The organism is Paenibacillus sp. 01T443 (assembly GCF_056398325.1).
In genome coordinates, this window is record NZ_JBFTPE010000003.1 from 17,728 (window position 1) to 41,064 (window position 23,337).

Genomic DNA, 23,337 nt, shown 5'->3' on the forward strand with positions numbered 1-23,337 from the left:
CATGCCATAAGAAGCGGTATGAAAGGTGGTTTTCTAAAATGACTGGCAGCAATAAGTTTGCATGGACTTGGACGATTAAAGAGGAATGTCTTGATGAGTATGTCCGCATGCACGGTGAGCCGTGGCAGGAAATTATGGAGGAGCACAGTAAGGCGGGTATCCGCAACTATTCCATTTTTCAAAATGGAAACCAGTTTTTCTATTGCTTCGAATGCGATGATGTTGAGGCGGCATTTGCCTACATTGCAGACAGCGAGGCTTGCGGGCGTTGGAATGCCATTACGTCTAAAATGGTGCAGGGCTCCTTTGATTTCCAAGAAGCTGAGCCAATTAAGCGAATGAATGAAATATTTTTCTTAGCATAGCCTTGGACCTATGAACGCTCTAGACCTTTGTCTAGAGCGTTTTATTTTGTAGGCCCAAGCTTGAGCGGCGCAGTGAATTGTTGCGTCTATGCATAAAAGTACGCACCTGGTAAACACTGTTTCTCTAGACCCACACGGGTTCGTTCGGGTATGATACCCATAGGTTACGAGAGCTTGAAAATACATACGCTTTTACGTTTGGGAGGGTATTGAAACTGAATCAGTATGATGAGATTAAACAGGGCGAGAAGGGTGCCTGGGTTAGTATCGGCGCCTACTTGGCGTTATCTGCGCTGAAGCTCGGTGCTGGCTACTGGTTTGTGTCGGGGGCTCTCGTTGCAGACGGCTTTAACAACTTGACGGATATCGTCGCATCGGCAGCCGTATTGATAGGCCTCCGCATCTCGCAAAAACCGCCGGATAAGGATCATCCTTATGGCCATTTCCGCGCGGAGACGATTGCTGCGCTTATTGCTTCCTTCATTATGGCGACGGTGGGCATTCAAGTTCTGATCAGCGCAGTAAAATCATTGTTTGCTTCGGATCATCATGTACCGAATTTAAACTCGGCTTGGATCGCATTGTTCGCGGCAGTTTGTATGGGCGGCGTTTATATTTATAATCGGAAGCTGGCTCTTCGCATTAACAATCAAGCCTTGCTGGCTGCCGCTAAAGATAATTTATCGGATGCGCTTGTCAGTATCGGCGCGGCAATCGGTATTATAGGCGCTCAGTTTGGGCTTCCGTGGCTGGATCCTGTTGCTGCGCTTGCAGTAGGGGCAATTATTTGTAAAACGGCTTGGGAGATCTTCTATAGCTCTACACATGCGTTAACGGATGGTTTCGATGAAAACGAGCTATCCTCGCTGCGCACGACAATTGCCAAAACAAAAGGTGTTAAGACAATAAAGGATATTAAGGCCAGAGTCCATGGAAGCCATGTGCTTGTGGATGTGATTGTACAGGTTGATCCCGAGCTGACGCTTATTGAAAGTCACCGCATCAGCGACGAGATTGAACATCGAATGGGCCGGAAGCACAATATAATGAGTGTTCATGTTCATGTTGAACCTCATGAGCTCGTTGAAAATATTGAAATCATTACGACAGAAAAGCATTGAAAACAATCGGTAATTATTACCAATGGAATACGTGTGAATTTTTGGTGAATATAAAGTCCTGGTTTGTTGTTTGGAGCTAAAGACCCAATCAAATGAGGGAACACTTAAATAATCTTAGAAACATCGCAGTAAATCACATAGACAATAGGCGTAAAGGCATTTCCTAAATGGAAATGCCTTTTTTGCATTATTTTACAGTGCGTTTATATGCCTTTCAACTCATTTCAAGGTATTGGTAAATAGGCAGATTGGACGATACTTGTCTCTCCCAAACGAATTTACAATGAGAGCAGAAACCGTTACACCTACACGGTTTAAACACCAAGGGAGGCGTACAGAGTGCACTACACTATGAAACAAAGGATAGCAACGGCAACGTTAACGGCCGCATTATTGTTTAGCTCGATTTCTGTCCCGGCTGCACTGGCAGCTCAAGCAGGCGAGGTACAATCCAGTGTCAATATGCGCACCTCACCGTCTACTTCAGCTTCAATCATTCGCAGCTTAATGAAAGGCGAACAAGTAACGATTATTGAAAAAGTCAACTCGTATTGGTATAAAGTTAAAGATTCCTCGGGTAAAACAGGATACATATCCACCTCTTCTCAATATATAGAGCTGACAAGCCCAGCACCTGAACAATCCGGCAATGCAGTTGTCAAGGCATCCGTTTCTTTCCGAAAAACGGCTTCTACTTCAGGAGAGCGGATTCGGTATTTAAAAATAGGCGAGAAGGTTACCATTCTTGCGAAAACAAACAGCTATTGGTATGAGGTAAAGGACAGCAGTGGTGTTCGGGGCTATGTGAGTACGCAAGCCTCCTATCTAAGCGTCACAGGTACTATTCCTAATAGCGGCTCAGGAAATACCGGCGGCAGCGGAGGAGACAACACGATAACTAAACCGGAAGAAACGAAGGCTGAAGCAGTCGAGAAGATGATTGCAGCGGGTATGAAGTATTTGGGTACGCCGTATGAGTACGGTTCAAGCCGTAACACAACAACAACCTTTGATTGCTCTGACTTCGTTAGGCAATCCTTCCTTGACGGGCTTGGCGTGAAGCTGCCCGCTGATTCGCGTCAGCAGGAGCAGTATGTAAAGGATAAAGGTCCGATAAAGACGAATTGGAAAGAGCTCGAGCGCGGCGATCTGGTATTCTTCATGTCATACAAAGGCTCAAAGCCTTCTTCTTATACGGGAATCGACAAGTCAACGGCGACGATCACACATGATGGTATCTATTTAGGTGACGGCAAAGTATTGCACACCTTCTCTAACGAAGGAGGCGGTGTTACAATCAGCAATATAGCGGGCACCGCATGGGAATACCGTATCGTATTTGGCGGAAGCGCTTTGTAATTCAAAAAAAACCGGTCAGGGAGAAACCCAGACCGGTTTTTTTTATAGAAGTTCTGTTTCATTTATGAATCAATTTGTATGGTTGTACTGTCTGCTTGTTTTACGGAATCGGATAACTTTGACTCCGTTTGTTGTTCTTGCAGCGCTTTTTTCTTATTGCGTTTTTTGCGGATAATAAGATACACAATAACGATGGGAACGGCTCCTATGAAAATATATAAAGAAACATCCTTTACCATGCTTTCTGCGGCACGGCCATAGAAGTAGAATAGCAACCCGACAATATAGAACTTCAATCCCCGCCCAATTGCCGCGTAACCGATCAATCTCCACAACGGGAAGTTTAAGCACCCTGACAATATCGTAAAGACTTTAAATGGTATAGGTGTGAATGAACCGATAAGAATGGCTGTTTCGCCATTTTTCTGAAACTTTTCCGTGGCAGCGTCGATCCATTCTTTTTTTAGAAATTTATAGAGGACGGATTTGCCCATGACCTTTCCCAGATAATACCCGACGGGTGTACCTAAGAGACAGCCGACATAACCGACGGTAGCCAGCCATATTGCTGTAGTTGGATTGAGTAAGCTTAATGAAACTTGAAGGAAAAACGCGGGAATGGGAAAAATAACTGCGTCTAAAAATGCATGAATAAATAATCCCAGAGGCCCGAAATCTTCTAAAAATTTGACTACAGCTTGAAACATTACCAGGCTCCCTTTCCGTCAACTAACCTGCACATAAAGCCTGCTTAACGAGATACCGTGTGGAAATTCCCTTTTTTGCTAATATATGCTGCAGTTTGTTGAAAAAGCGCTTTAGCGCTTGATATTTTAATTATAGCATATTTAATACGGTTAAGAAGATGATAGTTGTCATGTGTTTTTACTAAGTTTATTTTATGGTTCAGAGATAGAAGCGCATGTTATCCAAATCCGGCACATAAGAACGAATACGTGTATGCCCGCTCGCAGGTTTCAAGCACTTTTTTAACTATTTGACTAAGCAATTTTCGAACCGTTTATACTCAAAGTCCAATAGTCGCAGACGCCTTAAGGAGTGATGGCCTAGTATAGTTTTATTGCAAGCCGAAAAAACGCCGCTAAAATACGGGGGATACCCATATTTTAGCGGCGTGTGCTTCACGACATTTACAGCGGCTATTCCCGAATTTGACGGCGAGAGACACCGCTTTGCTGCGCGGCCTGGATAACACGGCGGCGAACCTCTTCTACAACACGGGTGTTAAAGACGCTAGGCACGATGTACATAGGGCTCAGCTCTTCATCGCTAATCACTGAGGCAATGGCCTCTGCGGCTGCGAGCTTCATCTCTTCATTAATGGTAGCAGCCCGGCTGTCGAGAGCGCCCCGGAAAATGCCAGGAAAGCAAAGCACGTTATTGATTTGATTCGGGTAATCCGAACGGCCGGTTGCGAACACCGCAACGATATCCTCAGCCAGCTCTGGTCTTATTTCCGGCTCAGGGTTAGCCATTGCGAATACGATAGGATCCTTGGCCATCGTTTCGATATGGGCCCGCGTTAATATTCCGCCAGCCGATACGCCTATAAACACATCCGCTCCGTTTAATGCTTCAGCCAGCCCGCCGCTTTTCCGTTGAGCGTTCGTATTCTCTGCGTACCACTGCCACATGGGGTTGTCATACTCGCGGTCGGCGGTCAAAATACCTTCGCGGTCTACGCCGACAATATGCTGGGCGCCGCCTGCAAGCAGCATTTTCGTACAGGCAGTTCCTGCTGCCCCGATACCGCAGATCACGATGCGAGTCTCGCTCAAGGTGCGGCCTGTCAGCTTAAGAGCATTAAGCAACCCAGCATATAGGACAACGGCAGTGCCGTGCTGATCGTCGTGAAAGACGGGAATATCGAGCTCCTTCCGAAGCCTTTGTTCAATCTCGAAGCAGCGCGGTGCAGATATATCTTCAAGATTAATGCCTCCGAATGCAGGAGCCAGGTTTTTTATGGTGGCGATGATGGCTTCCGTGTCCTGCGTGTCGAGACAAATCGGGAATGCGTCAACGTCAGCAAATTGCTTGAACAGCATCGCTTTCCCTTCCATGACAGGCATTGCCGCATAGGGTCCGATATTTCCTAGACCAAGCACGGCGCTCCCGTCGGATACGACTGCCACCATGTTTCTTTTTATCGTAAGCGTATATGCTTTTGACGGTTCATCAAAAATAGCCTGGCAAACCCTGGCGACATCTGGCGTATAAACCCGGGACAAGTCGTCACGGTTCTGGATAGGGGTTTTGGGCTGAATCGTAATTTTCCCACCCAAATGAAGCAGAAAGGTGCGGTCGGAAATATGGACTAAACGAATTCCCGTTAATGATTTCAGTGCCGCCGTGAGCCGTTCAGCTGCGCCATGCTCTGTAATTTTGACCGTTAAGTCGCGCAAGCTTTTGTTTTTGTCTGTATGTATGACGTCAATCGCGATGATGTCGCCCTTCGCCTGCTCAATGGCTGTAGCCGCACGTCCAAACTGCGCGATATTCGTATCGATTTCAATCCTCAAAATAATTGTTTTACCGTCTGTCATTAGTGAACTCATACTAAACAGCTCCCTTCATCAGTTATACTATTTGGATAAGGGTACACAATTTATGCTTCGATCCCGTTTAAAAAAGAAAGCCGTCACTGCATTAGTCGCAGTACGGCGTTCGGACAATTCATGGGGTCATATTGTTGATTTCGTTTGGATAGCAGACCGTCCCTGAATTGACCAGAGGCGTAAGGCTCGTGGATGAGCGAGAACCATCGATCGACGGTATCGTTCGAGTCGAGCATTTCGCCAAAACCGTTGCTAATGAAATATTCGCAGTTCTCTTCCTCTTGACCGGGGATTGGTTCATAAAACAGCATCGGAATTCCTTTGCTCATGCCCTCCGTACAGGTCATTCCACCAGGCTTCGTTATGAGCAGATCGGACACATCCATCAGCTTGTTCACTTCCCGGGTGAAGCCCAAAATATGGATGTTCGGATGCTGAAATAGCGGATCAGAAAGCATCTTTTCCTTCATCTTTTCATTCGAGCCCACGCAGTAGATGAGCTGAGTGCTTTCCCGCCATTTCGTCATGTATTCGAGGGCATTATCCTCATACATAATTCCCCAGCCGCCGCCCATGATGAGTACGGTCGGCATGTTTTTTAAATGATACTGCTCTCGTATTTCCTCTTTATCGTATGTATGCCAGAAATTCGGATGTACGGGGATACCTGTCACTTCGATTCGATCTTCCACGATGCCCTTCTCGATAAGCCGGTCTTTCACGAGAGACGAGGAAACAAGGTAGCGGTTGACCTCCTTGTTTACCCAAGAGCCATGTGCATCGTAATCCGTTATAAGCGTGTACAGCGGCATGTCCAGCCCTAAACGCTTGAGTCTTGCCACAACCGCATTCGGACCCGGATGCGTACAAATAATCAAATCCGGTTTCAACTGGGAGATGACCTGTGACGTTTGGGTATAAAACATGCGATGAAGCGCAAGCTGAGTAAGGCGATTAAATGATTTTTTATAGTTGCTGCGGTACATAAGACCGACCATCTTAGGCTGTTTGCTTACTGTTTTGCGATATGCAGATATAATCCATGGACCAAGCACCGGATTAAGAAATTTTCCAAGCTCGATGACGCGGGTCTGAATCCCCGGACTTAACTGCTTTAGTCCGACAGCGAGCGCATAGGCAGCTTGAGTATGACCGGAGCCAAAGCCTTCAGAGAGCAGAAGCACTCTTTTCTTACGCATTCATTCCACCTACTTTTCTAATTCCATATTACGATGCAAGTGCGAGTAATACAAGTTTTATCCATCAGGGTTGCGAATAGCGCTTAGGATAATTTATCCTTGAATGAAGAAGCGCGTATAATTATAATATGTATCCCTAGAGTCAACTATATTTACATATATTTTACAAGTGATAATAAAATAATAAGTGAGGATGATATTAATGGAACCGATAAATCAGAACGATCAGAATTTTAAAATAGGGGATAACGTTAAAGCCGAGGTGCGCTCCGGACATTATGTCGGGGAGCTTATCGAAATAAACGGACCACGCGCCCTAGTCAAGATATTGGCTGTACTAAAGCATCCGGAGCAAGGCGATCTTCATAATCCTTACAATCCGGATGTGCCTATGTTCCACGAGAGACGCGCGCTTAGCTATACGGAGAAAACAACTGTTTTGCTCCGCGATGTGAAGTCGTATTCCGGGACAATTCCAGAGTACGGCGTGTCGCTAAGGGCTGCTGCAGAAGCAGAGATTGCGGCTTTGGACCGATTACACCGTTGGACGGCCAAAGGACTTGAACAAATGCAGCAGCTTTTGAAGGAATACAAGTAACCATTTTTATTTATTAATGAAGACCGTTTTTAAAGTTTCACGAAAGACGACCTGGAACTGCAAGCCTTCGGACAAAGCGGAAAGCGGAACATACAGGGTTCTCGCCTTGCCGGCCGTATGAACGAAGGCAGGCGGTGCATGCAGCTGTTTGGGGTCGCCATTAACACGAATAATGTCTGAGCCTACGGTAATAGCAACGGTACCGTTCTCAAGCTTAACCGTAGCGGTTCGTGTGGCTTCGTTCCATAATATCGTTGCGCCCATGGCCTCCGCGATGCTGCGGAGCGGTACATAGGTTCGATTTTGGACAAGAAGCGGTTTATTTGTGCTAATCATTTCTTTGCCATTAAGGACAATTGAAACGAGTTCCCCGTCTTCTTTTGGTTTTACCGCGCGATAATCTCCCCAAATGGCCTTTGCAAAAACTTTCCCCATTGCCGCATAGCCAGCCTTACTAGGATGTATGTCCCCATCGGCAATCGATGTGTAGGCTAACTCATTATCGATAAACGCAGACGCCGCATTTGCTATTTTCACTTGCATGCCGTCTTTTGTCAGTCGACCGACAATTTTGTTAAGCCGCTCACGCTGCTTTTTAACGCTTTCCTCGAGAAACAAACGGTCAGCCTCAGGGTATAATGGAAAAACGAATGCGCCGATCCTTACGGGCTTTGGAATAGGCAAATATTGATCGGCTACAACAATCTTAGCCTTCGGCTGCAGGCTTAAGATCAACCGAAGGGATGCCTCAAGCTCCGTTTCGTAAATGTCCAAAGCTTTGTTCAGTACAGCTGTCGCTTCAGCTTGGTCAGCGCCTTCCTCGAGCTTCTCCAGCACGGCATACATATCGTTGCCGCCGATTGTCATAAGGATGAGCTCAGCATTGCCTAAAGCGGATCGAAGCAGCTTTGATTCGGCGAATATTCGGTCTGCGCGCGGATCTGGAAGGCTGCTCTGAATATCTGAGCTTTTTACAGTAACTCCATTGACTACGGCATCCATCCAGCGCTTAAGGCCTGCTGTCCGGAGCCCAAGCACGCCGTAGTTTAAATAGTCTGAACGGAGTCCATGGAAGAGTGCCTGCTCGTAAACATGCTCTACGAAGCCGTATGGGACCGCATGCTCGGTAAACCCATGCTCGTAGCCGGCGGTTACGGAATCCCCAATCGCAAYGATATGATAGGTCTTGCTGTCAGCTGCTTTGYCTGTTTGGGATGCTGCTTGGATGCTTGTGGAACGGGTTGAGGGAAGAAAGGAAGTAAAGGCATTTACCATCAAGCTCGAGATGATAACGGACGCCAATACGCGGAATGATACTTTCCTTAACTTGCTATACAACATCTACACTTCCTTCTGATAAAATATAAGAAAATATAAGCAGTGAACTGTGCTATGCTTATATTTCGCGTTAAAACGGGGACTGCTCAGCAAGAGGACAGTATTCAGCGATTGCGGTTGTAGTAAAATAGTGCAAATAATTATGAAAATATTAAATTGATTCCGCTATGGCCTAATGTTAAAATAATATAATAATCGCAATGTCGCGGTATAGGCCCGGTATATGGTCAATTAGACGGATGTGCTCTTTGGCAGAGCTGCAGCCGTTTAGCTTACGAATGGCAAGGAGCAGGCCGATGCGCCTCGCTGACTACCATTCTATGATAAAACAAGCCAAAAATGAAGCGTAATGCGTATTCATCGGTGCTTATTTTCAACACGTTCACGCTTACCCAAAAATCTTCTCATAGAAAGGTTGCACACAATGAAAGAACATATTTTGGGATTGCCGCCGAAGCAGGGGCTCTATGATCCGCAATTCGAGAAAGATGCTTGCGGCATGGGCTTTGTGGCCAACATCAAGGGAATAAAATCACACACGGTCATCCGCCAAGCGCTGATGCTGCTCGAGAATATGGAGCATCGCGGCGGTCAAGGCAGCGAACCGAATACCGGAGACGGAGCAGGTATTTTGCTTCAAATTCCGCATGCATTTTTTGCAGCTGAATTAAAGAAGCAAGAAATTGTACTGCCTGTCGAAGGACATTATGCCGTAGGTATGATTTTCATGCCGCAGGATGAAGCTGCCCGCGTCGCTATTGAGCGTGAAGTGGAATCGATTGTTCAAGAAGAGAACCAATCGGTAATCGGTTGGCGTACGGTTCCAACGGATGACAAGAAGCTGGGTGAATCCGCATTAGCTGTTAAGCCTTATGTCCGTCAGCTTTTTATCGGCATGAACGATAGCTTGAAAGACAATATGGCATTTGAACGTAAATTATACGTGATTCGTAAGCGTTCTGAGCTTGCGATTCGTTATGCCGGCAAAGAAGGCGGCAATATGTTTTACTTCTCGAGCTTGTCCTCGAGAAAGATTGTTTACAAAGGAATGCTTACGACTGAGCAAGTTCGCTCGTTCTACACCGAGCTGAACGATGAGTCGGTTGTATCGGCAATGGCGCTTGTTCATTCTCGTTTCAGTACGAATACTTTCCCGAGCTGGGAACGCGCGCATCCATTCCACTACATGATCCACAACGGCGAGATTAACACGCTTCGCGGTAATGTGAACTGGATGCATGCTCGTCAAACTTTGTTTGCAACAGAGTTGTTCGGTGACGATATCGAGAAAATCAAGCCTGTCATTAACCCTGACGGCTCTGATACGGCTATGTTTGACAATACGCTCGAGTTCCTGTTCTTGTCTGGCCGCTCCATGGCACATGCTGCAATGATGATGGTACCAGAGCCTTGGTCAAACCATGAGAACATGAGTGATGAGCGCAAAGCTTTTTATGAATACCACAGCACGTTGATGGAGCCTTGGGATGGACCGGCTGCGCTTGGCTTTACAGACGGCGTGAAAATCGGCGCGGTGCTTGATCGTAATGGACTACGTCCGGCACGTTACTATGTAACGAAAGACGATCATATTATTCTCGGTTCAGAAGCGGGTACCGTTGAAATCCCGCCAGAAGATATCTTGTACAAAGACCGCTTGCGTCCAGGACGCATGTTGCTTGTCGATACAGAGAAAGGCCGCATCATCTCCGATGAGGAAGTAAAAGCGGAGATCGAGACGGAGCATCCTTACCGCGAGTGGCTTAACGAGCATCTTGTTGATTTGGAAGACCTGCCGGAAGCGCCTGAGCTGCCTGAACCAAACCATGCTACGGTTCAAATGAGACAACAAGCGTTTGGCTATACGTTCGAGGATGTACGCAAAGTGCTGGAGCCAATGGCTGGCAGCGGCGCGGAGCCGATCGCATCGATGGGCTACGACGCACCGCTTGCAGTATTGTCTGAGCGCCCTCAGCGTTTGTACAATTACTTTAAGCAGCTGTTTGCTCAAGTTACGAATCCTCCGATTGATGCAATCCGTGAGGAAATCATTACTGCGACAGGCACGACCATTGGTCCTGAGCGTAATCTCTTGAACCCTGAGCCTGAAAGCTGCCGTCATATTAAATTGGATACGCCAATTTTATCGAATGAGCAATTCGCAAAGCTGCGCCATGTTCGCCGTCCAGGCTTCCGTTCCATTACGCTTCCGATCTTCTTCCCTGCGAATGAAGGAGAAGCGGGCTTGCGTGGTGCTCTAACACAAATGTGTGAAGCGGCTGACCGTGTAATTGCGAAAGGTCATAACCTGCTTATTCTATCCGACCGCGGCGTCGATAAGGATAATGCTGCAATTCCAGCCTTACTTGCGGTTTCGGCATTGCATCATCACCTTATTCGCCAAGGCACTCGCACGAAAGTAGCTATCCTACTTGAGTCGGGTGAACCGCGTGAGGTGCATCACTTTGCCTTGCTGCTTGGTTACGGCGTAAATGCAGTTAACCCTTATCTTGCCTTCGAAACGCTCGATGATATGATCCGTCAAGGTATGCTTCGCGGCGTATCGCATGACAAAGCAGTGAAAAACTTTATTAAAGCAGCCACCAAAGGCGTTATTAAAATATTGTCTAAAATGGGAATTTCGACGATTCAATCTTACCGCGGCGCGCAAATTTTCGAAGCGCTCGGCTTGAAAGAGGATGTCATTAACGAGTACTTCACATGGACGCCTTCCCGCATCGGCGGTATCGGCCTTGATGTGATCGCGGAAGAAACGTTGAAGCACCATAACCGTGCATTTGCTGAGCAAGAGGGCGGCGAGAAGGAGCTTGACTCCGGCGGCGATTACCAGTGGCGCAAAGACGGCGAAGACCATTTATTCACTCCACAGACGATTCATACGCTGCAAATGGCTTCCCGTGCAAATGACTACAAGCTTTACAAAAAGTTTTCGGCACTCGTACAGGGTGAAGACAAGAAGCATCTAACGCTTCGTTCCTTGCTTCAATTCAAGGAAGGACGTCAAGCGATTCCGATCGAAGAAGTTGAATCACTTGAATCCATCGTGAAACGCTTCAAGACCGGTGCGATGTCGTTTGGATCGATCAGTAAAGAAGCGCATGAGAGCCTGGCTATTGCGATGAACCGTCTAGGCGGCAAATCGAACACAGGCGAAGGCGGAGAGGATCCTGCTCGTTTCATTCCTGATGCGAACGGTGATTCAAGACGCAGTGCGATTAAACAGGTTGCATCGGGTCGTTTCGGCGTAACGAGCAACTACTTGGTAAATGCAGACGAGATACAAATTAAAATGGCTCAAGGCGCTAAGCCTGGTGAAGGCGGTCAATTGCCTGGTCTTAAAGTATACCCTTGGGTAGCAGAGGTTCGTGGCTCTACGCCGGGCGTAGGTCTCATCTCGCCGCCGCCGCATCACGATATTTACTCAATCGAGGATTTGGCGGAGCTTGTTCATGATTTGAAAAATGCTAACCCGCGCGCCCGCATCAACGTGAAGCTGGTATCCGGAGTTGGCGTAGGCACGATCGCAACTGGTGTAGCGAAAGGCCGCGCAGATGTGATCATGGTAAGCGGCTATGATGGTGGTACGGGCGCTTCACCAATGGGCTCCATCCGTCATGCGGGTCTGCCATGGGAGCTTGGTCTTGCCGAGACTCACCAAACTCTCATGCTTAACAAATTACGTGACCGCGTAGTTCTTGAAACAGACGGTAAAATGATGAATGGCCGTGACGTTGCGATTGCTGTGCTGCTTGGCGCCGAAGAATACGGCTTCTCGACTGCTCCGCTGATTGTGCTTGGCTGTATCATGATGCGTGTTTGCCAGCTGGATACTTGCCCGGTAGGCGTTGCAACACAAAACCCTGATCTTCGCAAGAAATTCATGGGTGATCCGAGCCATGTGGTTAACTACCTGCGCTTCATTGCTGAAGAGCTTCGTGAGATTATGGCAGAGCTAGGATTCCGTACCATCCAAGAGATGGTTGGACGTGTTGATATTCTTGAAACGAAACAGCTTCGCGAGCATTACAAAGCAAAAGGCATCGACCTTTCAGGCTTGCTCTATGAAGCGGATCTTCCTCAAGATGCAGTACGCTATAATATTCAAGAACAAAACCATGGCCTTGAGCTATCGCTTGATATGCAGAAGCTGGTTCCTCTCGCGCAACCAGCGCTTGAGAATGGTGAGCGCGTAAGGGGCACTTTCCCGATCCTGAATACGAACCGCGTAGTCGGAACGATTCTGGGCAGTGAGGTTACTCGCCGATACGGTGCAGTTGGATTGCCAGAAGATACGATTTCTTATCACTTTGTTGGAACGGCTGGTCAAAGCTTTGGCGCATTCGTACCGAAAGGTATTACGTTATCCATTGAAGGCGATTCGAATGACTATGTCGGAAAAGGTCTTTCCGGCGGTAAAATCATCGTAGCTCCTTCTCCGAAAGCGACGTTTGTAGCCGAAGAGAATGTCATTATCGGTAATACCGCGCTTTATGGTGCGACTAGCGGTCAGGCTTATATCCGCGGTGTTGCAGGCGAGCGCTTTGCCGTTCGGAATAGCGGAGCTAATGTTGTTGTCGAAGGCGTGGGCGATCACGGCTGCGAATACATGACAGGCGGACGCGTCGTTATTCTTGGAAAAACGGGCCGTAACTTTGCAGCCGGTATGTCAGGCGGAGTCGCTTACATCTATGATGAGAATGGCGATTTCTACAACCACTGCAATTTAGAGATGGTATTGCTGGAGCGTCTCGAGGATTCACTGGATATTGCTGAGCTGCGCGGTTTGATTGAATCGCATGTTCAATATACAGAGAGCGCGATCGGTTCCCGTCTATTAAACGATTGGGATGTATCGCTATCGAAATTTGTTAAAGTTATACCGAAGGACTACAAACGTATGCTTGAACAGATCCGTAAGGTCGAGGATACCGGTTTAGTAGGCGAAGCAGCATTGCTTGCAGCCTTCGAAGCGAACAAAAGAGAGCTTGCTAGAGCAGGCGGCAAATAATAATTCAAGCTATAAAATTAATATTATCGAATAAAGGGACTGTCCCTGAAGTAGCATGTGCTACTTCAGACGACAGTCCCTTTTATTTTTCGACAAAATGCCACTAAATTAGAAAAAAGCCGCGCCCACTAACCGACATATTCCATCCGGCGACTCGGGTATAATGATGTTATTATTTCTATCATTACTATTATTTTACTAGGAGCCAATCCTATGTTGAAGGATGAAGTAGAGATGACAAATGAAGAGGCTGCCCAGCATTCAAGCGTCATTGTACTCGAAATAGATGACATACTAAGGCAAATCGGGATTTCCGAAGCAAAATGGCGCTCTTGTATAGATCAAGCTAGTGTTCTAATCGTTCGGCCCGTATCAGAGAAATAAACCATTTCGTTTCTTCGGCAGTAAGTGTTCTTCCATCGATCGTTAGATGGTATTTATTAAGCAGTTCATCATCAGAAAGCTCGAGGTGATCGACGAACTGCCTTACATCATTCGTTAATTTTTGCTGGGGAATTAATGTTCTTCCGACCAGATAGTCGACGGTAACCTGAAATAAATCAGCGAACTTCGATAATGTCTCGGAATCGGGTTCTCTTCGATTCTTCTCGTAATGAGATAATGCTGCGCGTGAGATACCAAGCGCGGTTGAAGTTTGCAATTGGGTCCATCTTCGCTCATCCCTCAGCGCTGCAAGCCGATTACCGATACTCATCAAATTCCTCCTGTATTAAAAAAGCGATTATTTCTATTTTAGTACGGAACCGGAAGATTTGCATGTAATAAAGATCATTCATAATGAATAAGGATCAAATTAGCAATTAGGTATGATGGAGGAATGGAGCATGGCGACGAATTCAAACGATGTATCGCGCGCCCACATCAGGCTTCGCTTCACAGAAGGCGTAAAGGCAGAACTTAGGCTGGTCAGTAAAGATGGTCAACAGTTAACACCATCTACTACAACAGTGCTTCTGCTTAATCTTAGTCAAAATGGCTTATGCTTTTTATCAGGACTGCATTTGCCCGTTCAGCATAACTATTTCGTAGAATTTCGGATGACGATTTCAAATGTGCAAATTATTGTTAGAGGACGTATCGTGTGGAATTCGAAGCAGGACAATCAATTTGCCCACGGCGTATTATTTGAATGTTCCAATACACTTCGCTCTTTAATTATTGGCGTAATGAATCAAGAGATTTTGGAGAGACAGCCGCAGCAGCAAAAAATCCATTATTTATACAGCCGATTATTGAATACGAAGAGATTGCATTACAGTGGTTAGGAATTACAATGATAGTTTAGTGAGGCTTGCTAGAAGGGGGACATTCTTTGAAAATCATATTGTTATCAGGCGGATCTGGAAAGAGATTATGGCCCTTATCGAATGCTAACCGTGCAAAGCAATATTTATCTGTTTTGGAGGGACCGCAAGGTGGTATGGAGTCGATGCTCCAACGACTTTGGCGACAGCTGGATGAGGCCGATTTGCAGGAGCATGCACGGATATCGACCTGTCGTCAACAGCTGGATATGCTGCAGAGACAATTAGGAGCGAAAACACCAGTTATTATTGAACCCGAACAAAGAGACACTTATCCGGCAGTAGCGCTTGCTGCGGCTTATTTGTATTCAATAGCAGGCGTATCATTAAGTGAAACGGTCATCGTCATGCCAGTAGACGCATATGTTGATAGTGAATTCTTTTCATGTATTAGAGGACTCCCTAAGCTGATTAGAGAGAGCAGATCGGAGCTGTTAATGCTGGGGACAAGGCCAAGCTATCCATCGGAGCAGTACGGATACATCATTTCGGAAGCATGCCGTCATAGTGAGGATGAGGGCATGTATGAGCAAGCAGTGAAAACATTTAAGGAAAAGCCTTATGAGGCTGAGGCCCAATCCTTAATAAAAGACGGTGCGTTATGGAATAGCGGCATCTATGCTTTCCAGTTAGATTTTATGATTACACTGCTGATGAGTCGTAGTTTACCTATTCATTATGATGAGTTATATAAACAATACTACAAAATGCCAAAGGCGAGCTTTGAAGCTGAGATTACGCAAAAAACAAGCTCACGGTCCGTTATTCGCTATGATGGAGGATGGAAGGATCTTGGGACATGGAAGACCTTATCGGAGGAAATAGCTTTTGACAGGCTGGGGATTGGAGAAGTATCGAGCGATAGCGAGCAATCACAGCTTATTAATGAACTGGATATTCCAATCTCGATAATCGGTTTAAATAATGTGATTGTAGCCGCGAGTCCGGATGGCATTCTTGTTACTAGCAAGAATGCTGATTCCCTGCTAAATGCGAAGCTGCAGGCGATGAATGAGCGCCCTAAATATGAGGAACGACGATGGGGCCATTCGAGGGTAATAGAAACCGCAGTTCTTGCCTCAGGATTACATAGCGTTACTAAACGGGTTTTTATAGCAGCAGGGCAAAATACAAGCTATCAAATGCATTTCAAACGAAGAAAGGCCTGGACGGTTTTATCCGGCGAAGGCGTTCTTATTTTGGATGAAATGTACCGGCACATTGCACCGGGGGATACGATTACGATACCGGAGCGGGCGAGACATAGTTTGCGCGCAACAATTAATATGGAGCTAATAGAGGTGCAAACAGGTGAGCAAATCAAGGACGATGATGTTATTAGACTCGGCATCACCTGGGATGAAATTACTAGTCAAATAAATACGGTATAGGAGACTAGAAGATGGTGGTTCGGAATGAGCTGGCTGTCATAATTGCGAAGGTCATTGCTAGTAGAGGCTTCATCGATGTAACATGTTACGGTAACGCAATGTATCCATTTTTACGGGATGGAAATGTGTCGACTTTCGTTCGTGTGCGTGAAGAGGATCTGCAGATTGGCGATGTGTGCTTGTTTGAAAACAAGGAAGGACAACTTTTGCTATATCGTATGATTGATTTGGATGATGAACAGCAGCCAGCAATTTATACATTCCGAGGTGATACTTGTGATCGACCGGAGCTACCGGTTCCATTTTCTCATATTATAGGAAAGCTGAAGGCAGTTCATAGGGATGGCAGAGTCTTATATGCTAATCACTGGCGCTCACGCTTGATTGAAGCGGCGGTGCTTCAAATTCCGTATTGGCCCAAAATTTCTAGATGGATTGCAAATCGACGTTATGATCGAACTTCTGCTATTTAATGCCGCTTGACTAATATAATATAGAAGTTGATACAATCATTACGAAAGAGAGAGGGAGCGATCTATCGGATGATATGTTCAAAGGACCGTTTTTATTGTGTTAGTTGCGGGGAGATGCTTTCTAATCCTGAAGCGGATATTTTGTTCCGAACAGGTTTTTTCCGAGTGGTACATCCAATGGGTTATTGCTTAACATGCAGCGTGGAGCAGGATAGGCTGGATGCTATAGTAGGAACGGCGGGTAAGACCAGTAACTATGACTATAAAATGTTCCTTCGTGCAGATGCGAAAGTTGCCGAACATGTTATACAGCCCTATCGAACGAATGATAATACGTGCCTCTGTCCTACAGTTCATCTGTAGAGCGGAGGTGTTTTTTTGTGTAAACTACCAATTGTTTCCTGAATCGTTTATAATAAATAAGATTTGGATTTTTGAAGGAGGAGCACGGATATGGAGCAGCCCATTGTTAAATTGCAAAACGTAACAAAAAAAATCGGCAAAAGAACGATAATTGATCGGTTGACGCTCGATTTACCGCTTGGAGAAGTATTTGGTTTTCTCGGCCCCAACGGATCAGGCAAAACAACTACGATTCGTATGATGGTTGGCCTAATGTCTCTTACAGATGGTGAGATTACCATTGGCGGACATAGCATTACCAAAAATTACGAAAAAGCCATTCGCCATGTCGGAGCTATTGTAGAAAATCCTGAGATGTATAAATATTTGAGCGGTTATGATAACTTAATTCATTATGCGCGTATGATTCCAGGGATTACAGAGCATCGCGTCCATGAAGTGGTGAAACTGGTTGGACTTGAAGAACGGATCCGCGATAAAGTGAAAACCTACTCGCTCGGTATGCGTCAACGGCTGGGCGTTGCGCAAGCTATTTTACATAAACCACAGCTTCTCATTTTGGATGAACCGACAAACGGATTAGATCCGGCGGGTATTCGCGAGCTTCGTGATTACTTGAGAATGCTTTCGAAAGAGGAAGGCATAGCTGTATTCGTATCAAGCCATTTGCTGTCTGAAATGGAGCTCATGTGTGACCGCGTGGCTATTATTCAGAATGGAAAGCTAATTGACGTTAGAACCATTCGAGGAGAGCAAGCAGCAAAAGTAAACAATCGCGTCGTTATTGAAGTTGATAACCAGCGCAGCGCGCTGGATGTTCTGCTTGCTGCCGGGATATCGGGGGAACTCGAAGGATCGAATGCAATCGCCGTTGAAGCTGACAAGGAAGGCACGGCTAATATTAATTCCTCGCTCGTAACAGCGGGTGTTAAAGTTTACGGTATTCGTGCGCAGGTAAAAACACTCGAAGATCAATTCTTAGAAGTGACGGGAGGGGAACGAATTGGGTAATTTTTTGCCGCTTGTACAAAATGAGAATATGAAAATTTACCGTCGTCCTCGCACATGGGTGATGACGGGAATATTGATCGTATTAGTTCTAACGATATCGATATTATGGTTGATTTTCGGCGGAAGAGATACATCGATGTGGGATGTCGCGTTTATGGAATCATCCATCTTGTTCTTGCTAGTAACGATTTTCACGGTCGTTATTGCTGCCGGTGGAGTTGCTGAGGAGTTTACAAGCGGAACGATAAAATTGCTTTTGATCCGTCCATGGTCACGCTCGAAAATATTGTTGTCCAAATATATCTCTATTATGATATTTGCGCTTTTACTTGCAATTCTGCTCTTCGTAAGCACCCTGCTGGTAAATTGGATTTGTTTTGGCATAAATGCATCGCCGGATATTAAGCCAACCTTTGTAGGAGGAGAAGGATCAAACCCTCTTTCATACATGCTGAAGTATTATGGCTTAACGTTAATTTCACTGGTAGTCACGGTGACGCTGGCTTTCATGCTCTCGACAATATTCCGCAGCAGCGGTCTTGCTATCGGTATGGCATTGTTTCTCTTGCTTGGTGTTAACAGCTTTATCGCATTAATTGCTATGCTGGAATATAAATGGATCGATTATCTGTTGTTCATTCATTTAAACCTGACCCAATATCTAGACGGGAACCCGATGAGGGAAGGCATGACCATGGGGTATTCCATTGGCGTGCTCGGTGTTTATTACGTGATCTTTATAGCTTTGACTTGGTATATCTTTAATAAGCGTGACGTCGCTTCGTAATAGCCAGATTTGAAGAAAAAAGCCGTCCTGCCCGTGCTGCTTCTCGTTGAAGCAATACAAGCAAAGGACGGCTTTTTTTACGTTAACCTGCCTGTCGTGATTTCTCTTTGGATTCCTTGCCTGTTAATTCTTTGCCATGAGGCTTAGAGGTATCGTTTTCTATAAGCGAACGATTTTTGGAGTCTGCTGTGGGCTCCATTTGACAGCTTCCATTTAGACTGCCCCCATCATGAATGATGAGTGAATGAGCTGTAACGGCGCCTGTCAACATGCCGGAGGCGGTAATGGTAAGCCGCCCCTTTGTGATAATATCGCCAAACACTTTCCCGGCAATGATGACATCACGAGCCATAATATTAGAGCGGGCAAGGCCACATTCTCCAATGATAACATCCGCGTTGCATTCAATGTCCCCCCGGTGCTCCCCTTCGATACGCAGGCTGGTTTCGCAAATCATCTTGCCCTCGCTTAACGTGCCTTGGCCGATTAATGTATCAGCAGCAGCTAGCCGCTTGTGATCTTTAAACATGAAGGTTAGTCCTCCTTAATTAAACTTAGATAGGGTATGGGGTTAACGGGCTCATTTTTATGCATGATTTGAAAATGCAAATGGGGACCTGTGCTTCTGCCGCTTGAGCCTAATAAGCCTATTTTTTCTCCTCGGACGACGAAATCGCCTACCTTGGCTTCAATTTCTTTCAGGTGCATATAAGCGCTCTGCAGTCCTGCGAGATGATCAATCACGATATACGTCCCTAAAGAGCTGTTATAACCGGTTTCTGACACCGTTCCATCCGCCGCGCTGAACACTGGATCGCCGAGCTTTCCCGTTATGTCTATGCCGGCATGGAAGGCAGCACGCCCGGTTATAGGGTCCCTACGGTAGCCAAACCCTGAAGATAGCAGCTTGGACCGTGTAGGCCATACGGAAGGATAAGCATCCACAGAAATGCGTGTCGTTTGTGCTAGCTCAAGCGTTAAAGCCATAGACTTCTCCATCGTATCCGCGATTGCGTTCAACGAGGTTAACGTAAGATCGGTTTTGTGAGCGAGTAAAGAGAGCGGTTTTGATTCCTTTATGTAGTTGTAGCTCTGATTAGATGCATTTTGTTGGAGAGACTTTGATTGTGCTGACGGGATGGTATCGGGAGTCTGTACTTGATAGGTAGAGGAATCCAATCGGTCTCCATAGTTATTAATAAATTGCTTGAGACGGGACTCTAGCTGCTGCAAAGCTTCCATTTTCTTTTTCATCTCGTTTGCTTGCTCGGAAAGCCCAACCAATTCTTGCTGCAACGAATGAATGGTTTCATCCTTGCCTGATAAGGTTTCTGAAAACAAATGATCATGCTCCGACAATTTTTCTTCCAAATGATTCTTTTCATAATGCGAGTTTAATTGAAGTCCTGTAATGCAGCCCGAAACAGCAAGTACGACTGCCGTAGGCGCAGCAAAAACCGAACGCTTGGAGACATGAAACTGTTTAACCGTTTTGTCAGCGCCGCGCAGCACGACAAAGGACCATTTTGGCTTTCTTGCTCGTTTCAATCGCATACTCCTTTCTCATTTGGTTACGTATAAAATGATCGTGACGTTCTATTGCTATTTATTCTTTTATTCTGAGGCGCAATAAAACATGCCTTAAAACTTACTCATAAAAAAGAAAGACTGCCAGCTGCGCACGGAATGTGCGAGCGGACAGTCGATGGAAACATAGAAGAGGAATCATAGCTAGTTTGCAGCTGCTAGCTCTATCTGGGCGATAGCATCCTGAATCGCTGGCGTGAATGCAAAGGATCGTCCTTGCTGTTGTTCTGGAGGAAGAGCAGCAAGCTGCTCGATCCTTCTTTTTATTTCAGTAGAGAGTTCATTAATATGTTCTGCATATTCTTTAGCTTTCAAGTCATTTTTCTCCGTTGCTGCTGTCTGATTCGCTTTGGCGTAACTGGTTATCGCAGCTTCGTAAAGATTTATGTCCCAAGGGAATTTGGTAACGCCCTCACCGATAACAGCAAGAGATTCCTCGAAGAGGCCTTTCGCTTGCAGCACACGATATTGGGATAATAGGAGGCTGCGGTTATAAGGATCCGATTCCCTTGCCTTATTAAGCGTGCTTAATGCTTCATCAAGATAAGAAACCGTATTCGTCTGCGTATAGGCTTGTTCCAGCCAATCAGCTTTCGTTAATGAAAAGGTTGAATGCTGAGGCGATGCCTCAATGGCTTCATTTATCATAGGTAGAAGTTGGTCCAATGAAGCTTGCTGCTGAACGGCTAACGTATAAACCTTATTATATTTTTGAAGGGCATTGTTTTCTAGAATAGCAACGACAAGCAGAAACAGAGACAATAAAGCGAGAATCGACGGATACGCTATTTTTAACCATGGGCGCTCTGCTTTAGCTTTCATGCGCTCAATTGTAAGCTTACCGCTAAATGGGGCAAGCATGCAGCCGAGCGAGATAAAGACGATTGCGCTGATATAAATATAACTCATATCGAAATCGATCGCGCTGTGGACAAGAAGCGTCATTGAAAAAATAAAAAAGATGAAATGACTGCCTCGAAGTTCTGGGTAACGTATGAATGAACGGATGTATAAGCCATAAACGAACACTAGTAATGCTATTAAAGCGATTAACCCGATCCAACCGCTTTCTACTAAAATTTGAACAAAAAAGCTATGTGCCTGTCTGCTCCAATAAGGATTATTCTGATATTGCTCATACATAGCCTGCCAAGAGCCGCCGCCACCGCCTAACAGAGGATAATCCTCCGCAACATGGAGACCATCCTTATAGAAGGTTAAGCGTTCGAGCACACTGTGCTGTTGAAGGTTAATGTTCTCAAAGCGAGCAGCAATTTTATCCGGAAGCAACCCCCGAATGGCACTGCTGCCGAGGATGCTGCCAGCTGCAACGGCTGCTAGAATGATCGTGGCGACCGGTACAGCTGCAAAGGACCATTTATAGGTAGACAGCTTCGCCAATTTTGTTTCCAGAACTGAGCCGGCCTTGGCATGATAAAGCATGATTAGCCCGGCTGTTACGATAATTCCTAGAAGAAGGAGTCCCCAGCTTTGCAAAGGCAATGAGCTGAACAAGGAAATCGGGCTTTGCGCTTTCGTTTCTGTCGGCTGAACAAGCTTAGAGATCGCATCTGCATTCGTTGTAAGCTTACCTAATATCGCCATAGAAACAAGTGCAGATAAAACCATGAATATGATATATGCGATTTGTTTCGATAAGCGCAGGAATGGCAGCAATAGGAGTGTCATCACAGGAATGACGATAATTGCGCCTCGTGAGTAGGTGAACATGAATGAAATCCAGATCGGTACAAGCATAGCAGCGTGAATTAAACGCGCGGAAGGACGTATGCAGTGCGCAGCGTAGTATAGACTGACCAAAAACAAAGCGGCCAAGAAGCCGGCATAAGTATTTGAATATTGGAATACGGATGCGAGTCGATACCCGTCGTGGGCGAGCCATAACGCATCCCTATAATAGATTTGTCCAAATAGATTGAGTAAACCAAACAGGACGATTAAATAGGATGAGAGCATAAGTGCATACTCGATTGTTTTGCGAGTAAGCTTAGCCTCTGCAAGATAGAAACTGGATATAAAAAGAGCTGCTAGAAGAAAAAATACGAGTGTCATGAACTTCGCGTAATAACTAGAAACCGCTTGGAACGAAGAAAGCCAATAAATGAAAGGAAGGATCATGACGGCAATCGACAAAATTCCTCTATAGCTGCCGTACTGTGACTTGCGATATACAAATAAAGCCGTTACAAGCAGCAGTACAAATCCGAAAATGATAGATCCGTAAATGGCCCCATCAAAGCTCAATTCATAGCCATTAAACAATCCTTGCTTGTAGGGGAAAATAACTAAAAATAGGGCAATTCCAATCGTCCCTATCCACTTTAACAGCGTTAAATCAGCGGCTGCAGCCGGCGTACTGCTTTTTGATTTCTTTTGTGCGCTCATGCATATGTACTCCTCATCCATCATTATGTAGATCTGAAACGGTTAGCTCCTGTTTGTATTTTAGCAAATGGGGGAATGGATTACTATAATGGAAAGTTTTAAATTGTATGTCGTTTACATATTTGCAGGATTGGGAGTTTGTCGAATGGGTAGCGATTTCGGGGGGATTCTACATTTTATCGGGTTTTGGAGACACAATTAGGTATGAATATGGGAGGAACTTTGGTAAGATAACGAGGTGTAACTACTGTATATAAAGTGCAAATTTGAGGAGCTAAGAAAATCAAGTATTTATCAAAGTAAATTACTACAAATTAGATTCCTACCTTTCTCCTAAAACATGAGAATATTGATAGTACATATTATTTCTAGATAATCAATGCAAATTCCATAAGTTCATCAAATGTTA

Annotated in this window: 18 protein-coding genes; 10 read left to right on the top strand and 8 right to left on the bottom strand. The window is 45.6% G+C overall.

Annotated elements, in window-relative coordinates:
* Positions 1 to 38: 38 nt before the first annotated feature.
* The 3 genes from AC1DLI_RS04660 (at position 39) to AC1DLI_RS04670 (ending at position 2,845) form a co-directional block, all read left to right on the top strand.
* A complete protein-coding gene (locus AC1DLI_RS04660) occupies positions 39 to 365 on the top strand; it encodes an L-rhamnose mutarotase (RefSeq protein WP_477600107.1) in 327 nt (108 codons plus the stop codon).
* Positions 366 to 580: 215 nt separating this feature from the next.
* Positions 581 to 1,486 (top strand): cation diffusion facilitator family transporter, encoded by a 906-nt coding sequence (locus AC1DLI_RS04665; RefSeq protein ID WP_477600640.1) that lies wholly within the window; start codon positions 581 to 583, stop codon positions 1,484 to 1,486.
* Between the two features lie 351 nt (positions 1,487 to 1,837).
* The gene (locus AC1DLI_RS04670; RefSeq protein ID WP_477600642.1) at positions 1,838 to 2,845 is read left to right on the top strand and encodes a C40 family peptidase; all 1,008 of its coding nucleotides are present in this window, start codon (positions 1,838 to 1,840) and stop codon (positions 2,843 to 2,845) included.
* 62 nt (positions 2,846 to 2,907) lie between these two features.
* On the opposite strand, the gene AC1DLI_RS04675 is transcribed toward AC1DLI_RS04670, so the two are convergent.
* From AC1DLI_RS04675 to AC1DLI_RS04685, 3 genes are all read right to left on the bottom strand, one after another.
* A complete protein-coding gene (locus AC1DLI_RS04675; protein WP_477600109.1) occupies positions 2,908 to 3,552 on the bottom strand; it encodes a YqaA family protein in 645 nt (214 codons plus the stop codon).
* Positions 3,553 to 4,005: 453 nt separating this feature from the next.
* Positions 4,006 to 5,421, bottom strand: coding sequence for an NAD-dependent malic enzyme (locus AC1DLI_RS04680; protein ID WP_477600111.1), 1,416 nt, complete (start codon positions 5,419 to 5,421; stop codon positions 4,006 to 4,008).
* An 83-nt stretch (positions 5,422 to 5,504) separates the two neighbouring features.
* Positions 5,505 to 6,620, bottom strand: a complete 1,116-nt coding sequence (locus AC1DLI_RS04685; RefSeq protein ID WP_477600113.1) for an MGDG synthase family glycosyltransferase — start codon at positions 6,618 to 6,620, stop codon at positions 5,505 to 5,507.
* Between the two features lie 202 nt (positions 6,621 to 6,822).
* Here AC1DLI_RS04685 and kapB point away from each other — a divergent pair, with 202 nt between their 5' ends.
* On the top strand, positions 6,823 to 7,218 hold the full coding sequence (kapB, locus tag AC1DLI_RS04690) for a sporulation phosphorelay system protein KapB (protein WP_477600115.1): 396 nt from the start codon (positions 6,823 to 6,825) through the stop codon (positions 7,216 to 7,218).
* A gap of 6 nt (positions 7,219 to 7,224) precedes the next feature.
* Here the strand turns inward: kapB and AC1DLI_RS04695 are convergent, their stop codons facing one another.
* Positions 7,225 to 8,559 carry a stalk domain-containing protein gene (locus tag AC1DLI_RS04695; protein ID WP_477600117.1) on the bottom strand — a complete coding sequence of 445 codons (1,335 nt, stop codon included), beginning with the start codon at positions 8,557 to 8,559 and terminating at the stop codon, positions 7,225 to 7,227.
* A 421-nt stretch (positions 8,560 to 8,980) separates the two neighbouring features.
* Between AC1DLI_RS04695 and gltB the strand changes: the two genes are divergently transcribed.
* Positions 8,981 to 13,585: a glutamate synthase large subunit gene (gene gltB / locus AC1DLI_RS04700; RefSeq protein ID WP_477600119.1), complete on the top strand. Its 4,605-nt coding sequence runs from the start codon at positions 8,981 to 8,983 to the stop codon at positions 13,583 to 13,585.
* A 346-nt stretch (positions 13,586 to 13,931) separates the two neighbouring features.
* On the opposite strand, the gene AC1DLI_RS04705 is transcribed toward gltB, so the two are convergent.
* Positions 13,932 to 14,300, bottom strand: coding sequence for a helix-turn-helix domain-containing protein (locus tag AC1DLI_RS04705; protein ID WP_308994235.1), 369 nt, complete (start codon positions 14,298 to 14,300; stop codon positions 13,932 to 13,934).
* Between the two features lie 130 nt (positions 14,301 to 14,430).
* On the opposite strand from AC1DLI_RS04705, the gene AC1DLI_RS04710 reads away from it, so the two are divergent.
* From AC1DLI_RS04710 to AC1DLI_RS04730, 5 genes are all read left to right on the top strand, one after another.
* Positions 14,431 to 14,871: a PilZ domain-containing protein gene (locus AC1DLI_RS04710; protein WP_477600121.1), complete on the top strand. Its 441-nt coding sequence runs from the start codon at positions 14,431 to 14,433 to the stop codon at positions 14,869 to 14,871.
* 47 nt (positions 14,872 to 14,918) lie between these two features.
* The gene (locus tag AC1DLI_RS04715) at positions 14,919 to 16,301 is read left to right on the top strand and encodes a sugar phosphate nucleotidyltransferase (protein ID WP_477600123.1); all 1,383 of its coding nucleotides are present in this window, start codon (positions 14,919 to 14,921) and stop codon (positions 16,299 to 16,301) included.
* 11 nt (positions 16,302 to 16,312) lie between these two features.
* Positions 16,313 to 16,774: a S24/S26 family peptidase gene (locus AC1DLI_RS04720; RefSeq protein ID WP_477600125.1), complete on the top strand. Its 462-nt coding sequence runs from the start codon at positions 16,313 to 16,315 to the stop codon at positions 16,772 to 16,774.
* 453 nt (positions 16,775 to 17,227) lie between these two features.
* Positions 17,228 to 18,148, top strand: a complete 921-nt coding sequence (locus AC1DLI_RS04725) for an ABC transporter ATP-binding protein (RefSeq protein ID WP_477600127.1) — start codon at positions 17,228 to 17,230, stop codon at positions 18,146 to 18,148.
* Positions 18,141 to 18,935 (top strand): ABC transporter permease, encoded by a 795-nt coding sequence (locus tag AC1DLI_RS04730; RefSeq protein WP_477600129.1) that lies wholly within the window; start codon positions 18,141 to 18,143, stop codon positions 18,933 to 18,935. Before AC1DLI_RS04725 ends, AC1DLI_RS04730 begins: the two co-directional genes overlap by 8 nt.
* An 82-nt stretch (positions 18,936 to 19,017) precedes the next feature.
* Here AC1DLI_RS04730 and AC1DLI_RS04735 read toward each other — a convergent pair whose 3' ends face one another.
* From AC1DLI_RS04735 to AC1DLI_RS04745, 3 genes are all read right to left on the bottom strand, one after another.
* Positions 19,018 to 19,464, bottom strand: coding sequence for a bactofilin family protein (locus AC1DLI_RS04735; protein ID WP_477600131.1), 447 nt, complete (start codon positions 19,462 to 19,464; stop codon positions 19,018 to 19,020).
* A gap of 5 nt (positions 19,465 to 19,469) precedes the next feature.
* Positions 19,470 to 20,483, bottom strand: coding sequence for a M23 family metallopeptidase (locus AC1DLI_RS04740; protein ID WP_477600133.1), 1,014 nt, complete (start codon positions 20,481 to 20,483; stop codon positions 19,470 to 19,472).
* Positions 20,484 to 20,666: 183 nt separating this feature from the next.
* Positions 20,667 to 22,928, bottom strand: a complete 2,262-nt coding sequence (locus AC1DLI_RS04745; RefSeq protein WP_477600135.1) for an O-antigen ligase family protein — start codon at positions 22,926 to 22,928, stop codon at positions 20,667 to 20,669.
* Positions 22,929 to 23,337: the final 409 nt, after the last annotated feature.

Excerpts from the sequence above, each read along its gene's own strand:
- AC1DLI_RS04685 (WP_477600113.1), bottom strand. The coding sequence starts at position 6,620 with ATGCGTAAGAAAAGAGTGCTTCTGCTCTCTGAAGGCTTTGGCTCCGGT.
- AC1DLI_RS04710 (WP_477600121.1), top strand. The coding sequence starts at position 14,431 with ATGGCGACGAATTCAAACGATGTATCGCGCGCCCACATCAGGCTTCGC.
- AC1DLI_RS04670 (WP_477600642.1), top strand. The coding sequence starts at position 1,838 with ATGAAACAAAGGATAGCAACGGCAACGTTAACGGCCGCATTATTGTTT.
- kapB (WP_477600115.1), top strand. The coding sequence starts at position 6,823 with ATGGAACCGATAAATCAGAACGATCAGAATTTTAAAATAGGGGATAAC.
- AC1DLI_RS04720 (WP_477600125.1), top strand. The coding sequence starts at position 16,313 with ATGGTGGTTCGGAATGAGCTGGCTGTCATAATTGCGAAGGTCATTGCT.
- AC1DLI_RS04705 (WP_308994235.1), bottom strand. The coding sequence starts at position 14,300 with ATGAGTATCGGTAATCGGCTTGCAGCGCTGAGGGATGAGCGAAGATGG.
- AC1DLI_RS04675 (WP_477600109.1), bottom strand. The coding sequence starts at position 3,552 with ATGTTTCAAGCTGTAGTCAAATTTTTAGAAGATTTCGGGCCTCTGGGA.
- AC1DLI_RS04745 (WP_477600135.1), bottom strand. The coding sequence starts at position 22,928 with ATGAGCGCACAAAAGAAATCAAAAAGCAGTACGCCGGCTGCAGCCGCT.
- gltB (WP_477600119.1), top strand. The coding sequence starts at position 8,981 with ATGAAAGAACATATTTTGGGATTGCCGCCGAAGCAGGGGCTCTATGAT.
- AC1DLI_RS04660 (WP_477600107.1), top strand. The coding sequence starts at position 39 with ATGACTGGCAGCAATAAGTTTGCATGGACTTGGACGATTAAAGAGGAA.
- AC1DLI_RS04735 (WP_477600131.1), bottom strand. The coding sequence starts at position 19,464 with ATGTTTAAAGATCACAAGCGGCTAGCTGCTGCTGATACATTAATCGGC.
- AC1DLI_RS04725 (WP_477600127.1), top strand. The coding sequence starts at position 17,228 with ATGGAGCAGCCCATTGTTAAATTGCAAAACGTAACAAAAAAAATCGGC.
- AC1DLI_RS04680 (WP_477600111.1), bottom strand. The coding sequence starts at position 5,421 with ATGAGTTCACTAATGACAGACGGTAAAACAATTATTTTGAGGATTGAA.